At 65.1% G+C, this 16,392-nt stretch carries 15 protein-coding genes; 6 read left to right on the top strand and 9 right to left on the bottom strand.

Annotated features, from left to right (window positions below):
* The first annotated feature begins 213 nt into the window (after window positions 1-213).
* Window positions 214-417, top strand: a complete 204-nt coding sequence (locus RM463_RS08225) for a cold-shock protein (protein ID WP_027960243.1) — start codon at window positions 214-216, stop codon at window positions 415-417.
* A 248-nt stretch (window positions 418-665) separates the two neighbouring features.
* On the opposite strand, the gene RM463_RS08230 is transcribed toward RM463_RS08225, so the two are convergent.
* The 3 genes from RM463_RS08230 to RM463_RS08240 all read right to left on the bottom strand — a co-directional run bounded on the left by RM463_RS08230 (window position 666) and on the right by RM463_RS08240 (window position 4,467).
* The gene (locus tag RM463_RS08230; RefSeq protein ID WP_311429720.1) at window positions 666-2,126 is read right to left on the bottom strand and encodes a catalase; all 1,461 of its coding nucleotides are present in this window, start codon (window positions 2,124-2,126) and stop codon (window positions 666-668) included.
* A 159-nt stretch (window positions 2,127-2,285) separates the two neighbouring features.
* Entirely contained in the window at window positions 2,286-3,560 is a 1,275-nt protein-coding gene (locus RM463_RS08235) for a dicarboxylate/amino acid:cation symporter (protein ID WP_311429721.1), read from the bottom strand.
* A gap of 355 nt (window positions 3,561-3,915) precedes the next feature.
* Complete coding sequence (locus RM463_RS08240) at window positions 3,916-4,467, bottom strand: cytochrome P460 family protein (protein WP_311429722.1); 552 nt, start codon at window positions 4,465-4,467, stop codon at window positions 3,916-3,918.
* Window positions 4,468-4,579: 112 nt separating this feature from the next.
* On the opposite strand from RM463_RS08240, the gene RM463_RS08245 reads away from it, so the two are divergent.
* Window positions 4,580-5,413 carry an AraC family transcriptional regulator gene (locus RM463_RS08245; protein WP_311429723.1) on the top strand — a complete coding sequence of 278 codons (834 nt, stop codon included), beginning with the start codon at window positions 4,580-4,582 and terminating at the stop codon, window positions 5,411-5,413.
* A 16-nt stretch (window positions 5,414-5,429) separates the two neighbouring features.
* Here RM463_RS08245 and RM463_RS08250 read toward each other — a convergent pair whose 3' ends face one another.
* From RM463_RS08250 to guaB, 3 genes are all read right to left on the bottom strand, one after another.
* Window positions 5,430-5,882 carry a DUF6789 family protein gene (locus RM463_RS08250; protein ID WP_311429724.1) on the bottom strand — a complete coding sequence of 151 codons (453 nt, stop codon included), beginning with the start codon at window positions 5,880-5,882 and terminating at the stop codon, window positions 5,430-5,432.
* Window positions 5,883-6,140: 258 nt separating this feature from the next.
* Complete coding sequence (gene guaA, locus RM463_RS08255) at window positions 6,141-7,718, bottom strand: glutamine-hydrolyzing GMP synthase (protein ID WP_195688946.1); 1,578 nt, start codon at window positions 7,716-7,718, stop codon at window positions 6,141-6,143.
* Window positions 7,719-7,911: 193 nt separating this feature from the next.
* Window positions 7,912-9,381 (bottom strand): IMP dehydrogenase, encoded by a 1,470-nt coding sequence (guaB, locus tag RM463_RS08260; protein WP_195688945.1) that lies wholly within the window; start codon window positions 9,379-9,381, stop codon window positions 7,912-7,914.
* A 201-nt stretch (window positions 9,382-9,582) separates the two neighbouring features.
* Between guaB and RM463_RS08265 the strand changes: the two genes are divergently transcribed.
* The 4 genes from RM463_RS08265 (at window position 9,583) to RM463_RS08280 (ending at window position 12,731) form a co-directional block, all read left to right on the top strand.
* Window positions 9,583-9,780 (top strand): CsbD family protein, encoded by a 198-nt coding sequence (locus RM463_RS08265; RefSeq protein ID WP_195688944.1) that lies wholly within the window; start codon window positions 9,583-9,585, stop codon window positions 9,778-9,780.
* A gap of 54 nt (window positions 9,781-9,834) precedes the next feature.
* Window positions 9,835-10,389, top strand: coding sequence for a PRC-barrel domain-containing protein (locus RM463_RS08270; RefSeq protein WP_195688943.1), 555 nt, complete (start codon window positions 9,835-9,837; stop codon window positions 10,387-10,389).
* Window positions 10,390-10,559: 170 nt separating this feature from the next.
* Window positions 10,560-11,930: an exodeoxyribonuclease VII large subunit gene (gene xseA / locus RM463_RS08275; RefSeq protein WP_311429725.1), complete on the top strand. Its 1,371-nt coding sequence runs from the start codon at window positions 10,560-10,562 to the stop codon at window positions 11,928-11,930.
* Between the two features lie 144 nt (window positions 11,931-12,074).
* Entirely contained in the window at window positions 12,075-12,731 is a 657-nt protein-coding gene (locus tag RM463_RS08280; RefSeq protein ID WP_311429726.1) for a peroxiredoxin, read from the top strand.
* A gap of 62 nt (window positions 12,732-12,793) precedes the next feature.
* Here the strand turns inward: RM463_RS08280 and glrR are convergent, their stop codons facing one another.
* Genes glrR through RM463_RS08295 form a run of 3 tightly spaced genes read right to left on the bottom strand, consistent with a single transcriptional unit; the run spans window position 12,794 to window position 16,338 of the window.
* Complete coding sequence (gene glrR, locus RM463_RS08285) at window positions 12,794-14,164, bottom strand: two-component system response regulator GlrR (RefSeq protein ID WP_195689130.1); 1,371 nt, start codon at window positions 14,162-14,164, stop codon at window positions 12,794-12,796.
* A gap of 58 nt (window positions 14,165-14,222) precedes the next feature.
* Complete coding sequence (locus tag RM463_RS08290) at window positions 14,223-14,792, bottom strand: hypothetical protein (protein ID WP_195688940.1); 570 nt, start codon at window positions 14,790-14,792, stop codon at window positions 14,223-14,225.
* 4 nt (window positions 14,793-14,796) lie between these two features.
* On the bottom strand, window positions 14,797-16,338 hold the full coding sequence (locus tag RM463_RS08295; protein ID WP_311429727.1) for a HAMP domain-containing sensor histidine kinase: 1,542 nt from the start codon (window positions 16,336-16,338) through the stop codon (window positions 14,797-14,799).
* Window positions 16,339-16,392 lie beyond the last annotated feature (54 nt).

Consider the following 16,392-nt stretch of genomic DNA (forward strand, 5'->3'; position numbering starts at 1 on the left):
GGCACCCTCGACGAGCCCACCAAAAATAAATCACGAAAGTCTTTGACCCGGAGCCACAACAATGAGACCGTAGCGCCAGTTGGTTGGCAAGCAGCATGGTTTCAGCAGCATTCGAATTCTTTCGACCGCCTGTAAGATCATTCTTGTTTTACCCGCTATACATCTGGGTGACACCAGGAACTTTGCAAGGCGCTAAGCGCGAAAGGATTTATTATGACAACTGGTACCGTAAAGTGGTTCAACGACTCCAAGGGTTTTGGCTTCATCTCTCCGTCTGACGGCGGTGATGACGTCTTCGCCCACTTCTCCGAGATTCAGGCTGAAGGCTTCAAGTCCCTGCAGGAAGGTCAGAGCGTCTCCTTCGACGTGACCCAGGGCAAGAAGGGCCTCCAGGCCTCTAACATCAAGCCGCTCTGATCCCCGGATCATGAACGCGCACGAACCTCAGGGTTCGTGAAACAGGGCTCGCTTCGGCGGGCCCTGTTTCGTTGTTGCCTGCTTCAGTTGCCTGCTTCAAAGTATTTCCAGGCTGATATAGCCCCTTCCAGACTGATGACCTCCTGCTCCCCGTTCTCGACCCGCCCCCGGGTGCCAGAAAGCCCGCCGGCATCACACCGACGGGCTTCCGAAGCACTCAGGACAAGCCCTCAGCCAGTATTAAGGCCTCAGCCAGTATTGGCCTGGACCCCCTTGGCGATCCGCTCACCGAGCTCCGGGTCGACCTTTCGCCAGTAGTCGAAGGCCCGCTCGAGCACCGGGGCGGAAACACCATCGGAGAGGTGGCCCACCACATTGGCCACCAGGCGTTCACGGGCGGCATCGTCCATGACCTGATTGACCAGGGTATTGGCCTGCCCGAAGTCATCATCGTCCTGGCGCAGTGTATAGGCGGCACGCACCATCTCCCCTCCGGTCTCCCAGCTGGAGTCCTCGGGATAACGCTCGCCATCGGCCGCCGGCCCCCCCTTGGAGTTGGGGGCATAGACCGGGTCCGCCACATTCTGCACCCGCATGGCGCCATCCTTGCTGTAGCTGTGGACCGGTGCCCTGGGGGCATTGACCGGAATCTGCTTGTAGTTGACGCCCAACCGGTGGCGATGCGCATCCGCGTAGGCAAACACACGCCCCAGCAACATCTTGTCGGGGCTGATGCCGATGCCGGGCACCAGGTTATTGGGCTCGAAGGCCGCCTGCTCGATCTCGGTGTGATGATCCGTGGGGTTGCGGTCGAGCGTCAGCTTGCCGACCTTGACCAGCGGATAGTCCGCATGGGGCCATATCTTGGTCAGGTCGAAGGGGTTGAAACGATAGGTTTCGGCCTCCTTGAACGGCATGATCTGCATATAGAGCGTCCAGCTCGGATACTCGCCGGCCTCGATCGCCTGATAGAGATCGCGAGTATGATAATCGCCATCCGCGCCCGCCAGCCGGTCGGCCTCCTCCTGCGTCAGGCACTCGACCCCCTGGTCGGTCTTGAAGTGATACTTGACCCAGAACTTCTCGCCCTGGGCGTTCACCCACATGTAGGTGTGGCTGGAGTAGCCATTCATGTGCCGCCAGGTCCTGGGAATTCCCCTGTCGCCCATCAGCCAGGTGACCTGGTGGGCACTTTCCGGTGATAGCGTCCAGAAGTCCCACTGCATATCGTGGTCACGCAGATTGGTATCCGCACGGCGCTTCTGGGAACGAATGAAATGCTGGAACTTCAGCGGGTCACGGAGGAAGAACACCGGCGTGTTGTTCCCCACCATGTCGTAGTTGCCTTCGCTGGTATAGAACTTGATGGAAAACCCGCGCGGGTCGCGCCAGGTATCCGGGCTACCCCGCTCGCCGGCCACGGTGGAGAAGCGAATCAGCACCTCCGTGCGTGTTCCCGGCTGAAATACCGCGGCCCGTGTATAGGCGCTGACGTCTTCTGTCACCTCGAAACGCCCGAATGCCCCACTGCCCTTGGCGTGGGGCTGACGCTCGGGGATCCGCTCGCGATTGAAGTTGGCCATCTGCTCGATCAGGTAGTGATCGTGGAGCACGATGGGGCCGTCGGGGCCGACGGACAGCGAGTGCTCGTCGCTGGCGACCGGGATTCCGGCATCGGTCGTCGTCGGCTTGCGGTTATCAGTCGTCACGGTCAACCCTCCTCTTGGATGCGCGCCCATGGTGACGCGAGTGGCGCCACCAGCTTCCAGCGCCTGTAGGAGGTATAACAACCCAGCCTCAAGCTGTCCAACTCACTAACGAGACCGTGACACCGCCGCGGTTACCGCCGCCCCTGGCTCGGACAGAAGCTAGCGATACCGGGCGGGCTCGGCTGTGCCGGACGTCTGCGAGGCGCTCCGTCTACGCTCACTGCGGTCGATGACCGCCGTGCCAACGAGATCGCCGGTCACATTGAGCGCGGTAGCGCCCATGCCCACCAGGGCATCGATGGCCGTCAGCAGCGCCACCGCCTCGATAGGCAAGCCCACCTGAGAGAACACCGTCGCGATCATCACGATACCGGCACCGGGCACCCCGGCGGTCCCCACCGAGATCAGCGTGCCTACCACCACGATCTGCAGCATGCTTGTCCAGTCAAGCGGCACGCCCATCACGTTGGCGGCGAAGACCGCCGAGATGGCGATGCGAATCGCTGCTCCGTCCATGTTCAGCGTCGCACCGAGCGGCAGGCTGAAGCCGTAGAGGCTACGCGGCAGGCCCAGGCGACTCGCGGCACCCAGCGTCAGCGGCAGGGTGCCGGCGCTGCTCTGGGTGGCGAAGGCGGTGGCCATGGGCGTTCGCGCCTCGCGGAAGAAGCCGCGAGCCGACACACCGAAGCCCTTGAGCAGGCCGAGGTAGACCAGTAGCTGCGCCCCCAGCGCCAGATAGAGCACCACCACCATATCGCCCAGCGACAGCAGGGTCGCGAGCCCCTGATCGGCGACGGTATTGGTCACGATGGCGAAGACCCCGACCGGGACGACGTGAAGAATGCCATCCATCACCCTGAGCGTGGCGGTGTTAAGCGCCTCGATCAGGCCATAGAGCCGCTCCCCCAGCTCCGCCTGGGATTCGGACTGACGCATCTTCGACACGGCCAGGCCAAAGACCAGCGCGGTGAAGATGATGCCCAACAGATCCTGTTCGGCGAAGGCGGCAACGATATTGTTCGGCACGATGCCGAGCACCACCGAGAGGATGCCGGGATTGTCAGGCACCGAGACGGTGCCGGCCCCCTGCAGCGACATGCCCTCTCCCGGCGACAGCAGGGTCGCCACGGTTAACCCCACGACGATGGCCAGGGCCGAGGTGGCCAGATAGTAGAGAAACACCTTGCGGCCGATCCGCCCGAGGCTACCGGCGGCGCCCTGATTGACTCCCGACATCAGGGTGAACAGGACGATGGGCAGGATGATGAACTTCAGCAGCCGCATCAGCAGCTCGCCCAGTGGGGCCAGCCATTCGGCCACGACAGGCCCGCCGACCAGGCCGACCACCACGCCCAACACCAGGGCGATGCTCACGCGCAGGATCAGCGAGGCATCGCGATAGCCGTGCCAGAGGGGTGTCAGGAGCGTCGACATGAGGACCTCGTCAATATAAGGAAGAACGCCGCGGACCATAGACACACAGCCCCCGGCGCGCAAAGACTTGAAAGTTAATAGCTTATAACGTTCTTCGCCTTGTCTGCACCCCTAGAGACTATCGCGGTGCAGATGCGGCGTCATCGCCAACAGATCGGCAATGGGCTCGGCACTATCGAGATCGGTGGCGCAGCGTCCCGCCGAGCCTCCGGGAGCCCGGGCACGGCCTCGCCGTCCTTTCGGGCCGGCGTGAGGGTCGGGTGGGTGATCTGCGCTGCTCGCGGCCCCCGCTTCCAGCTTGGACCGGCAGGTGGACGCTGGTGCCTCCCTGCGCGACCACCTTCGCCCCGACAGCTCAGCGCAGCGTCGGGTAGCCCTCGACGAACACCCAGTCGGTCTGCTGCGCCGGCACATGACAGCCCTTGCAGGTGCCCTCGAAGCTCTCGGACACGTTCTGCTCCGGCGCATCGGCCTTGAACAGCGCCCAGCCCCAGCCTTCGCCCCAGTGGGGACCATCAAAGCGCTCTTGAGTATCCTTGACCATCACGAACCAGATCTGCGGCTCGCCGGCCCACAGCGCGGGACCAGTGGTCTTTTCACCGGCCTCGACGCCGCGGATCTCCTTGACCAGGACGGTGCCATCGGCGAACTCGCCGCTCTCCCGATAGGCCCGCGCGGCCTCGGGCTGGGTATAGACGTCGTGGAAGCCGGCCCCCGGGGCCTCGTCGTCATTGACCACCCAGGAGCCGAGGTGGACCCAGTGTTCGCGGACCTCTGCCGGCAGCGAGATGTTGCCCTCGCCGTCCACGTGTTCACTGTAGGTCGTCGTTGCCAGATCGGCGGCGAAGGCGGGAAGGCCGGTCAGCGCCAGCAGCGCCGCCAGGCCAAGGGCATTGGTTGTTGTCATGGTCCGCTCCTCCTGTTCGGTTGCCGGAACGGTTGCCGGCAATTGACAGTGTAGGCGGCACGCTGGACGATTGGATTCCAAGGGTCTTCGATATACGTCCAGGAGTCTCAAGATGGATCGACTCGCCACCCTGCTCGACCATTTTCATCTCGCCGCCAGCGTGCTCAATGCCGGCCCGCTGTGCTACAGCGCCCGCTACCCGCCCCAGGAAGGCACCGGCTTCATCCATATCCTGACCCGCGGCACGCTGTACCTGACGCTGGCGGACGGCCAGCCACGCCGCTTCGACGCCCCGGTGCTGATCCTGCTGGCCGCCGGCGACGCGCACCACCTCGGGCCGGGGCCGGAGGGCGCGGACACCCTGTGCGGCTCGTTCCGCTTCGGCGCCGGCAATATCTGCCCGATCTATCGCGCCCTGCCCTCGATGCTGGTGACGCCGCTGGATCGGCTGAGCGGCATGGCCGGCCTGCTGGAGCTGATGCTGGCGGAGATGCGGGAGGAGCGCTGCGGCCGGCAGGCCGCCCTGGATCGGCTGTGTGAACTGCTGGTGATCCAGCTGCTGCGCTATCTGATGGATGCCGGCGAAGTGGAATCGGGGCTGCTGGCGGGGATGGCCCATCCCCAGCTGGTCAAGGCGCTGAGCGCCCTGCATGATCGGCCGGAGGCCGACTGGACACTGAACGGGCTGGCCCGCGAGGCGGGCATGTCCCGGGCCCGCTTCGCCGACCTGTTTCGCGATACCATCGGCCAGCCCCCCGCCGAGTATCTGGCCCAGTACCGGCTGGGGCTCGCCAAGAGTCTGCTGCGAGCCGGCGCGCCGCTGGACGCCATCGCCGGCCGGGTGGGCTACAGCAGCCCATCGGCGCTGGCCAAGGTGTTCCGCCGGCATACCGGCTGCTCGCCGCGGGAATGGCGCAGCGCCGATGCCCGGGCAGGCGCCGAATGAACGGCCTGCCGAGGGATCACCGCTGGACCACGCCCCTCCCCCAGCCGTAGACGGCGCCGATCACCGCCCCGAAGACCAGATGGGCGATCAGCATCGAGAGCGGCGCCACCAGCCCGAGGCCGAGACCGAAGAGGCCGGAGCCCGCCAGGGGAAAGACCGTGAGCATCACCACCAGCCAGCTCGCCACGCCAAACTCCAGGCCGCGGCGGGTAGGCGTGCGGCCGGGAAGATAGGGCACCAGCAGCGCGAACAGCAGCCCCCAGATCAGCGTGCCCACGGCGAAGTGGATGCCCCAGGCCAACAGGCGGCTGTCTGGCGTGCCGAGCAGGTCCTGGGCGGCCAGGTTCATGACCTCGATGGGGTTGTACCAAGGAATGATGCCCGCCGCCAGGCGCAGCACCAGGATCAGCGAGATGACGAGGGTGGCCGTGAATCCGGCCATCAACCCACGTAACAGGCGATTGCTCATGGCGTCCTCCCGGCTATCACTGTAGCTCTCAGTGTAGCCACTCCATCAAGACGTGGTGCGGTGGCCAGGTGGCCGGAAAGGCTTATCCGTGACGAAATGCTACAAGAAGGCAACAATAAAGGCCTATCCCTTGGCGCCTCATGTCGGGTGGCTACCACTACTGTAGAGACAGCTAACTTAGGCTCTGAGCTCAAAAAAAATCCCGCCAACAAGACGGGATCCTTGAGAGAGTTTTACGAAAAGCTCAGATAGCTGGGATCACTCCCACTCGATCGTCGCCGGCGGCTTGCTGCTCACGTCGTAGGTCACGCGGGAGACGCCGGTGATCTCGTTGATGATGCGATTGGAGACGGTCTCCAGCAGCTCGTAAGGCAGGTGCGCCCAGCGGGCGGTCATGAAGTCGATGGTCTCCACGGCGCGCAGGGCGATCACCCACTCGTAGCGGCGGGCGTCGCCGACCACGCCGACCGACTTCACCGGCAGGAAGACCGCGAAGGCCTGGCTGGTCTTGTGATACCAGTCGGCCTTGTGCAGCTCCTCGATAAAGATGGCATCGGCCTCGCGCAGGATATCGGCGTACTCCTTCTTCACCTCGCCGAGGATGCGCACGCCCAGGCCCGGCCCCGGGAAGGGGTGGCGGTAGACCATGTCGTAGGGCAGACCGAGCTCGACACCGAGCTTGCGCACCTCATCCTTGAACAGCTCGCGCAGCGGCTCGACCAGCTTGAGCTTCATGGTCTCGGGCAGGCCACCCACGTTGTGGTGCGACTTGATCACGTGCGCCTTGCCGGTCTTGGCGGCGGCGGACTCGATCACATCCGGGTAGATGGTGCCCTGGGCCAGGAAGTCGACTCCCTCGATCTTGGCGGCCTCGGCGTCGAAGACATCGATGAAGGTGTTGCCGATGATCTTGCGCTTGGCCTCGGGGTCGGCCTCGCCCTTCAGCTTGTCGAGGAACTGATCCTCGGCGTCCACGCGAATCACCTTGACCCCCATATGGCGGGCGAAGGTCTTCATCACCTGGTCACCCTCGGCCTTGCGCAGCAGGCCATTGTCGACGAACACGCAGGTCAGCTGGTCGCCGATGGCCTTGTGCAGCAGGGCCGCGACCACCGAGGAGTCGACGCCGCCGGAGAGGCCGAGCAGCACGTGGCGGTCGCCCACCTGGTCGCGCACCCGAGCGATCTGGTCTTCGATGATCTGGGCCGGGGTCCAGTTGCGCGCGCTCTGGCAGATATCGACCACGAAGTGCTCGAGGATGCGCTGCCCCTGCAGGGTGTGGGTCACCTCGGGGTGGAACTGCACCCCGAAGAAACGCTTCTCCTCCCAGGCCATGGCGGCGATCGGGCAGCTCGGGGTCGAGGCGGTCACGGTGAACTCGTCGGGCACCCGAGAGACCTTGTCACCGTGGCTCATCCAGACATCGAGCAGGTTCTTGCCCGTCTCGGCATCAATATGGTCGGAGATATCGCGAAACAGCGCCGTCTCGGCGTCGAGACGAATCTGCGCATAGCCGAACTCATGCACATGGGAGCCCTCGACGGCACCACCGAGCTGCTCGGCCATGGTCTGCATGCCGTAGCAGATGCCGAGCACCGGCAGACCCATCTCGAACACGCACTGGGGGGCGCGGGGCGAATCCAGCTCGGTGACCGACTCGGGGCCGCCGGCGAGGATGATGCCGTTGGGGGCGTACTCACGAATCTCGGCCTCGCTGATATCGAAGGCGCGAACCTCGGAGTAGACGCCGATCTCGCGCACGCGGCGGGCGATCAGCTGGGTGTACTGGGAGCCGAAGTCGAGGATCAAGATCTTGTGGGCGTGAATATCGGTCATGAAAGCATCCGCTAGGGCATCTAGGCCAAGGCTGAAAATACGTGGAAAATCCTGCGAGCGTTGCTGGATGAGCGTCAGGCTAGGCGAAAACGGCCGAGGCAGCGGAGTTGACGAGTCTGTCAATGAGCATGCCGATCGGACTCGCGCACGAGGCCGTTTTAAACAACGCATGGCGCCATTCCAGCGGCGCTTTTTAACCAGCCCGGTAGTTGGGGGCTTCCTTGGTAATTTGCACATCGTGCACATGGGACTCGTTGAAGCCGGCCCCGGTGATCTTCACGAACTGCGGCTTGGTGCGCATCTCCTGGATGTCGCGGCAGCCGGTGTAACCCATGGAGGCGCGCAGCCCGCCCATCAACTGATGGACGATGGCCCCCATCATGCCCTTGTAGGGCACGCGACCTTCGATGCCTTCGGGCACCAGCTTCTCGGCACCGGCATCCTTGTCCTGGAAATAGCGGTCGGCGCTGCCCTGACTCTGGGCCATGGCACCCATCGACCCCATGCCACGATAGGCCTTGTAGGTGCGGCCCTGGTAGAGCTCGATCTCGCCGGGCGCCTCCTCGGTGCCGGCCAGCAGGCCACCCACCATCACCGCGCTGGCTCCGGCGGCGACCGCCTTGGCCAGATCGCCGGAGAAGCGTACGCCACCATCGGCGATCAGCGGGATGTCATAGGGCTCGAGCGCCTCGGCCACGCTGGAGACGGCGGTAATCTGGGGCACCCCCACGCCGGCCACCACGCGGGTGGTGCAGATGGAGCCGGGGCCGATGCCCACCTTGACGCCATCGGCACCGGCCTCGGCCAGGTCCTTCGCCGCTTCGGCCGTGGCGATATTGCCGCCTACGACCTGGATCTGGGGGAAGTTTTCCTTGGCCCAGCGCACCCGATCGATCACGCCCTTGGAGTGGCCATGGGCGGTATCGATGATGATCACGTCGACACCGGCCTCGGCGAGTGCCGCCACGCGATCGGCGGTCTCGGGCCCCGTCCCCACGGCGGCACCGACCAGCAGACGGCCATCCGCATCCTTGGCGGCGTTGGGGAAGGTGCGCGCCTTCTCGATATCCTGGAAGGTGACCAGACCCCGCAGGCGGAAGGCATCATCCACGACCAGCATCTTCTCGATGCGGTACTCCTGCATCTTGCCCTTGATCACGTCCAGGGAGGTGCCCTCCGGCACGGTGACCAGGCGCTCGCGAGGCGTCATGATGTCCGCCACGCTATCGCCATGGTTGGGCTGGAAGCGCATGTCGCGCTCGGTGACCAGGCCGACCAGAGACTCGCCCTCCACCACCGGAAAGCCCGAGAAGCCATGCTCCTCGGCCATGGCCAGCAGATCCGCCAGCTTGGCCTTGGGCCCCACGGTAACCGGGTCGTTGACGATCACGCTCTCGTGCTTCTTGACCTTGCGCACTTCGGCGGCCTGCTGCGCGATGGTCATGTTCTTGTGGATGATGCCGATGCCACCCTCCTGGGCCATGGCGATGGCCAGTCGCGCCTCGGTCACGGTATCCATGGCGGCGGAGAGGAGCGGAATGTTCAGGTAGAGATCCCGGGTCAGTCGGGTCCGCAGGCTGACGTCCTTGGGCAGAACGTCTGAGTAGCCAGGCACGAGGAGAACATCATCGAAGGTCAGAGCTTCTTGGGCCATACGTAGCATATGCGGCGACACCCATGGACTGGTGGGGAGGGAGTAAGGTTAATCGCCTATTATAGCGCCCGGCCCGAGGCACGAGCAATGCGGGCCCTGCGCTCGACACCGCATTACGAATTAACACAACAAGAAACAAATATCTCCTCACGGCATCGAGACGCTGATCTAGATTGAAGATCGCGTAACCCACGGATAAGGAACCATGCCATGAACTGGGACCAGATCGAAGGCAAGTGGAAAGAGTACAAAGGCAAGGCGCGTGCCAGCTGGGGAGAGTTGAGTGACGATGAACTCGATCAGGTGGCCGGCAAGCGTGACCAACTGGTAGGCAAGCTGCAGCAGCGCTATGGCCTGGAGCGCGAAGAGGCAGAACGCCAGGCCGACGACTGGGCTCGCGGGTTGTAACGAGTGCTGGAGATGAGCGAGCACGATCAGCAACCGCAGGAAAGGAGAACGATCATGCACAAGCGTCTACTCACCATCGCCGTAACCGCCGTTGCCGGTAGTCTGGCCCTCGGTGGCCAGGCATCTGCCGACAAACACGAAAACAAGGAGGAAGGCCAGCAGCAGAGCCATGCCTCCATGCAGGCACAGGGCCTCTACTCGGCCGACGACCTGATGGATGCCGATGTCTACCTGCGCGACGACCCTGAGGAAAACGTCGGCGAAGTCGAGGATATCCTGCTCGACGATGACCAGAAGATCAGCGCCCTGGTGATCGAGACCGGCGAGGTTCTCGGCATGGGTGGCCGTGAGATAGTGGCGGACATCAAGAAGATCAGCGTAGAGAGCAAGCGCGACGATGGCGGCACATGGGGCGATGGCTATGTCACCCACCGCGTCACCATCGATGCCCAATCGGAAGATCTCGAAGAGTTCCCCGAGTACGAGAAGGAGTGGTTCGATCAGGAGTCCGAGGCGCGCCGCACGAACCGTGAGGGAAGGAGCGCCTGGCATGCCGGCGGTGTCGCGGGTGGCAGCATGAGCAAGGATAACGCTGCCGAGGAAAAGTGATATCGCCAGTCCCGATTGCACCACCCCCCATCATGCGTGTGCCGGATTCTCCCGGCGCACGCATGATGCCAGCATGGACAAAGTCCACTGCCCCGCATCATGTGTCGAGCCATACTGTAGGTGCCCACCCATGCTAGAGTGGCGCCATCGCTTCAACTTGCGCACCGGCCATGCCCTTACCCACCGACATGCCCCTCTCCGTCAGCGAGCTCAACCGCAGCGCCCGACAGCTGCTGGAGGGACGCTTCGGCGATATCTGGGTCGAGGGCGAGCTCTCCGGGGTGTCGCGTCCCAGTTCCGGCCATGTCTACTTTACCCTCAAGGATGAGCATGCCCAGCTGCGCGGCGCCCTGTTTCGGAGCCGTGCACGCTTCGTGGGGGCGCCGATGCGCGACGGGGACCGGGTCAAGGTACGCGGGCGGCTGTCGGTCTTCGAGCCCAGAGGCGACTATCAGCTGATCGCGGAAGCGGTGCAGGCCGCGGGTCTGGGCGAACTGCTGGCGGCCTACGAACGGCTCAAGTCACGCCTCGACAGCGAAGGCGTGTTCGCCAATGCCCGTCCTCTGGCCTGCCCACCACGCCACCTGCTTATCATCACCTCACCCACCGGCGCGGCGATTCGCGACGTACTGGCGGTACTCGCCGCCCGCTGGCCCATGGTGAACGTGACGCTGATTCCGGTGGCGGTCCAGGGACGCGAGGCAGTGCCGGCAATGATCTCGGCGCTGGGGTTGCTCAATCGCCAGGCGAACCTCGACCCGGACCGCGACGCCATCCTCCTCACCCGGGGCGGCGGCAGCCTGGAGGACCTGTGGGCCTTCAACGACGAGCATCTGGCCCGGGCGATCTTCCATTCGCGACTGCCGATCATGTCGGCGGTGGGCCACGAGGTGGATGCGACCCTTGCCGACTTCGCCGCCGATGCACGCGCCCCCACCCCCTCTGCGGGAGCGGCGCGACTGGTGCCGGATCGCCATGACCTCACCCATCGTCTGGAGATGCTCCAGGCACGCCTGATGCGCGCGATCCAGTCTCGGCTCGATGCCGAGGGTCAGCGCCTGGATCACCAGCGGGCGCGCCTGCGTCACCCTGGCGAGAAGCTGGAGCACCGCCGCCAGGCGCTGGCGCAGCTGGCCGGACGACTGACACGAGCCCTCCAGGCGCGCCTGACCGAGGCAAGCCGACACCAGGCCCAGCTGAAGCGCCGCCTGACGGCACACCCGCCCGGCCGCCAACTGGCGCTGGCCGAACGTCGCCTCGAGGCGGCAAGCCAGCGCCTGAGCATAGCGGCGCCGCGGTCGCTGGTGCGTCATCGCGAGCGTCTGACAGCGGTCGCCAGGGAGCTGCATGCCGTTAGCCCCCTGGCGGTGCTGGGCCGTGGCTATGCGATACTCGAGGATAGGCAGGCGCGCGTGGTACGACGAGCCGATGACGCCGCCCCCGGCGACCGCCTGACCGCCCGCCTGGGGGATGGACGCCTGACGCTCGAGGTACTTCCTGATGACGCCGATATTCCGGCCGCCAAGTGGTCGAACCAATAGCGCAGGGAGCTCACAACCCCCTGTGCTATCTAAGCTTAGTCGCAAGTCGTCTTGACGTTCCGGGCCAGATGCCGTTTCGTCGACTGTTCTTGCGACACTTCCGCCATGGGCGGGATTCCATCACCATGTATCAAGGAGTCACACATGTCTCTGCGCATCAATGACCTCGTACCGGACTTCGAGGCCGACACCAGCCAGGGTGCCATCCGCTTCCACGAGTGGCTGGACGGCAAGTGGGCCATCCTGTTCTCCCACCCCAAGGACTTCACCCCGGTCTGCACCACCGAGTTCAGCGCCGTGGCCAAGCTCAGCGATGAGTGGAAGAAGCGCGATACCAAGGTGATCGGCATCTCGGTGGATGACGTGGAGGACCACAAGGGCTGGATCAAGGACATCGAGAGCTTGGCCAGCAGCGATGTCGGCTTCCCGATCATCGCCGACGAGGACCTCAAGGTCGCCAAGCTGTTCGACATGCTGCCCGCCGAGGCCTACCTGCCCGATGGCCGGACTCCCGCCGACAGCGCCACGGTCCGCTCGGTGTTCATCATCGGTCCGGACAAGCAGCTCAAGCTCTCCATGACCTACCCGATGAACGTCGGTCGCAACTTCGCCGAGGTACTGCGTGCCCTGGATGCCCTGCAGACCGCCAACGGCAAGGGTGTGGCCACCCCGGCGGACTGGACCGTGGGCGAAGACGTGATCATTCCCCCGACGGTCTCCGACGAGGATGCCAAGGCCAAGTTCGGCGAGTTCGAGACCGTCTTCCCCTACCTGCGTCGCACCAAGCTTCCCCAGCAGTAAGCGGAGCACGATGCGAACCCTGGCCCCCGCCCCATGGCGGGGGCCAGTCGTTTCGGGAGGCCTCAGCGCTCAGGCTTGAAGGTGGCCGGCTCCAGGTCGTGACGCCCCAGCAGCTTGTAGAAGTCGGTGCGGTTGCGCCCCGCGATACGCGCCGCCTGGGTCACGTTGCCGGCGGTGAGCTTCAGCACCTTGATCAGGTAACGACGCTCGAAGGCCGCCCGGGCATCGTTGAACGTCGGCAACACACTCTCTTCGGCCGCCAGCGCCTGGGCCACCAGCGCCTCGGGAATGATCGCGGTCCCGGTCAAGGCCACACACTGCTCGACCACATTGACCAGCTGACGCACGTTACCCGGCCAGGCACTGGCCGCCAGCAGCTTCAGGGCCTCCGGCGAGAAGCCCTTGACGAAGGGCTTGTGACGCTCGGCGGCCTGGACCACCAGATGCTTGGCCAGCAACGGCACATCCTCGGGGCGCTCCTTGAGCGATGGCAGACGCAGGTTGACCACATTGAGGCGGTAGTAGAGATCCTCGCGAAACTCCCCCTCGCCCATGGCGCGATCGAGGTCGCGATGGGTCGCCGAGATGATTCGCACGTCCACCGGCACCTGAGCAGTGGAACCCAGCGGGCGAACGTGACGCTCCTGGAGGGCACGCAGCAGCTTGACCTGAAGCGGCAGCGGCATGTCGCCGATCTCGTCGAGAAACAGGGTGCCGCCGTCGGCGGCCTGGAACAGGCCACGATGTTCGCTGATCGCCCCGGTAAAGGCTCCCTTGGCGTGCCCGAACAGCTCACTCTCCAGCAGCTGTTCGGGCAGGGCACCACAGTTGATCGCCACGAAGGGCTTCTCGGCTCGGGGGCTTGCACGATGAATGGCTCTGGCCATCAGCTCCTTGCCCGAGCCGGAGGGGCCACTGACCAGCACGCTGACATCGGAGGCGGCGACCATGCGCGCCTGCTCCAGCAGGCGCTCCATCTCGGGGCTATGAGTGATGATCTCGGCCCGCCAGGCTTCATCGCCATCCGTCACCCCGCCCGGTGCCTGGGCCAGGGCATCCTCGATGGCAGCGAACAGCTCGTCACGATCCACCGGCTTGGTCAGGAAACTGAATACGCCCTCGCGAGTCGCCGCGACCGCATCGGGTATCGAGCCGTGGGCGGTAAGCAGGATGACCGGCAGCCCCGGCGCCGCCCGCTGCACCTCGCGGAACAACATCAGGCCGTCCATCTCATCCATGCGCAGGTCGGTAATCACCAGGTCGGGACGGTTGACCTCCAGCGACCTGAGCGCCTCGCGGCCGCTCTCCGCGGTGGTCAGCCGGTAGCCGCGACTCTCCAGTCGCATGCCCAGCAGCCTGAGCAGGCTGACGTCGTCATCCACCAGCAGGATATGGGCAGGCTGCCGACGCCCGGCACTCCCGGCGGCCGCCATCCGGGTCGATTCAGCACGCGTTTGCAGGGGGGGCAGGGTCTTCACATCGAGGCCTCCATCACTCTTCGTTCTGCTGTCGCAGGTTGATACTTCGCTCGATGGCGGTCAGCGCCTCGAGCTTCTCCGTCAGGGCGGCCTTCTCCCCCTCCAGGGCGGTGATACGGGCCTCGCTATCCACCTGGGAGGAGCGCGCGGCATTCAGTCGCCCGAGCATGGCGCGGCGACGCTCCAGCTCGTTGAGCCAGTAGCGCAGCAGCGGCTGCAGGGTCACAGGCGCGGCACTCAGGTCGGCCTTGTAAAGCTCCGAGGCGAGCCCCCACTGCCGGTGGTTCCCCCATGAGAGTGCCACGGCGCGAGCCAGGCGTCGCTCCGCCTCCTCCCCTTCCAGGCGCTTGAGCATGGCATCACGCCAGGCGCGATCACCGCGCTGCGACGCCAGCCCGAAGTCGACCCACTCCCGCAGCAGGCACGCCTCATCGGTGAAGCTCGGCAGTTCGGCCCCGCAGTGGGCAACAGACTCCACGACGCTGGCCGGCTCGGTGGAGTGCTCCATCAGCCCCCGCGGCAGAATCTCGCAACCGACCAGCCAGATGGCCAGTAGACTGGCCAACAGGGGACGCAGCGTCATCACATCAGCTCCTTGCTTGCGGGTCTGCCAACTCGGCAGGCATGTCAGTAGTTTCAACCCTCGAGGGGGCCGTGTGCGGCAGCGTCAGGCGGAAGCAGACCGCCAGGCGGGGATCTGTCACCAGGGCCAGCTCGCCCTGCTGCAGGCGGGCGCAGTCCGCCGCTACCGAGAGCCCGATGCCGGAACCCTTGAGCGGCCCCTTGCGACGCGTGCTGCCCTGATAGAAGGCCTCGAACAACCGCGGGCGATCCGCCTCGGCAATGGGTTCGCCGCTGTTGGCCACCTCCAGCTCAAGGCGATCTCGGCGCTGCCGAGCACGGATCTCCAGCACCCCTCCCTCCTCACCATAGGCGATGGCGTTGGAGACCAGGTTATCGAGGATATGCCCGGTCGCGGCACGATCCAGTGGCCACACCACCGGGCCATCGAAGCCCTCGACCCGCATTCCCTTGTTGGACAACGCCAGACGATGCTTGGCCAGCACCTCGTGCAGCAGGGTGGCAACGTCGATCAGCTCGACCTTCACCCGGCGGTTCTGCTGCAGCAGGTTGTAGTCGAGCAGCTGCTCGATCAACCGCTGCAGCTCGCGGCCGCTGCCATCGATCAGCTCGAGAATCTCCTGCTGCTGCGGGGTCAGCTCGCCGGCCACCCCGTCGCCCAGCAGCGCCGACCCTTCACGCACGCTGGCCAGCGGGGTCTTGAGCTCGTGGGACATATGGCGCAGGAAGCGCTGCTTCTCGACCTCCACCTCATCGAGACGCGAGGCGAGCCAGTCGAGGCGCTCATCCAGCTGAATCAACTCGGCGGGCCCCTGTACCGGGCGGGGTGGTGCCTCGCGGGAGCCACTGCCGATACCCAGGATACGGCGTTCCAGCTGACGCACCGGACGAATGATCAGCCATGAGAACAACAACATCAGCACCAGGCTGGCCGACACCAGGGCCCCGGTCTGCCACCACAACTGCCTCTGCACCCCTCGTGCCCCCTCACGGATGGCATCGATGCGCGTATCGATGCGCTGATTGGTGGCCTGGCGCAGCGCTTCGGTATGCTCGGCGAGTGCCGGGAAGGCGTCGAGCCGCTCCTTGAACGCCGCCAGCTCCAGGCCGGGCAGATCGCTCAGGCGTTCGAGAAGCGCCTCCAGCGCCTCCACGGCAGGAGCCTCCGGCAGCAGCTCTCGCTGCCGACCCAGCAGTTGGCGATACTCCTCGAGCCGGGCGGCATAGATCTCCAGCAGGCTCTCCTGCTCCAGGACGGCATACTGCCGTGCACTACGCTCCATCTCCAGGGCCAACACCCCCAGGGTCCGGGCGCGCCGCGTCTCCTCCACCGCCTGGCGGGCGCTGACGTCGGCCAGCCGGGTAAGCTCGGAGAGGGCCTGGCCCGCCTGGAACATCAGCACGCCCAACGGCAGCATCACCACCACGAAGGCGATCAGCACGAGCTGCAGCAGGGAGCGGGGGCGCCAGCGACGGGCGACTCGGGTGACCATGTCCAGCGTTCTTCGCAGATAACCAGGGGGCGGGGTGGCGGATGGGGTTGCCATCATGTCGAACCTTCAGGATACCAGAGTTTGCCTGGGCGCCGTGCCCTCACGATC

Source organism: Halomonas sp. LES1, from assembly GCF_031846005.1.
In the GTDB taxonomy this organism is placed as follows: Bacteria; Pseudomonadota; Gammaproteobacteria; order Pseudomonadales; family Halomonadaceae; genus Halomonas.

Excerpts from the sequence above, each read along its gene's own strand:
- RM463_RS08295 (WP_311429727.1), bottom strand. The coding sequence starts at position 16,338 with ATGGCAACCCCATCCGCCACCCCGCCCCCTGGTTATCTGCGAAGAACG.
- RM463_RS08280 (WP_311429726.1), top strand. The coding sequence starts at position 12,075 with ATGTCTCTGCGCATCAATGACCTCGTACCGGACTTCGAGGCCGACACC.
- RM463_RS08235 (WP_311429721.1), bottom strand. The coding sequence starts at position 3,560 with ATGTCGACGCTCCTGACACCCCTCTGGCACGGCTATCGCGATGCCTCG.
- xseA (WP_311429725.1), top strand. The coding sequence starts at position 10,560 with ATGCCCTTACCCACCGACATGCCCCTCTCCGTCAGCGAGCTCAACCGC.
- RM463_RS08240 (WP_311429722.1), bottom strand. The coding sequence starts at position 4,467 with ATGACAACAACCAATGCCCTTGGCCTGGCGGCGCTGCTGGCGCTGACC.
- RM463_RS08250 (WP_311429724.1), bottom strand. The coding sequence starts at position 5,882 with ATGAGCAATCGCCTGTTACGTGGGTTGATGGCCGGATTCACGGCCACC.
- RM463_RS08245 (WP_311429723.1), top strand. The coding sequence starts at position 4,580 with ATGGATCGACTCGCCACCCTGCTCGACCATTTTCATCTCGCCGCCAGC.
- RM463_RS08290 (WP_195688940.1), bottom strand. The coding sequence starts at position 14,792 with ATGACGCTGCGTCCCCTGTTGGCCAGTCTACTGGCCATCTGGCTGGTC.
- RM463_RS08265 (WP_195688944.1), top strand. The coding sequence starts at position 9,583 with ATGAACTGGGACCAGATCGAAGGCAAGTGGAAAGAGTACAAAGGCAAG.
- guaB (WP_195688945.1), bottom strand. The coding sequence starts at position 9,381 with ATGCTACGTATGGCCCAAGAAGCTCTGACCTTCGATGATGTTCTCCTC.
- RM463_RS08225 (WP_027960243.1), top strand. The coding sequence starts at position 214 with ATGACAACTGGTACCGTAAAGTGGTTCAACGACTCCAAGGGTTTTGGC.
- glrR (WP_195689130.1), bottom strand. The coding sequence starts at position 14,164 with ATGGCGGCCGCCGGGAGTGCCGGGCGTCGGCAGCCTGCCCATATCCTG.
- guaA (WP_195688946.1), bottom strand. The coding sequence starts at position 7,718 with ATGACCGATATTCACGCCCACAAGATCTTGATCCTCGACTTCGGCTCC.
- RM463_RS08270 (WP_195688943.1), top strand. The coding sequence starts at position 9,835 with ATGCACAAGCGTCTACTCACCATCGCCGTAACCGCCGTTGCCGGTAGT.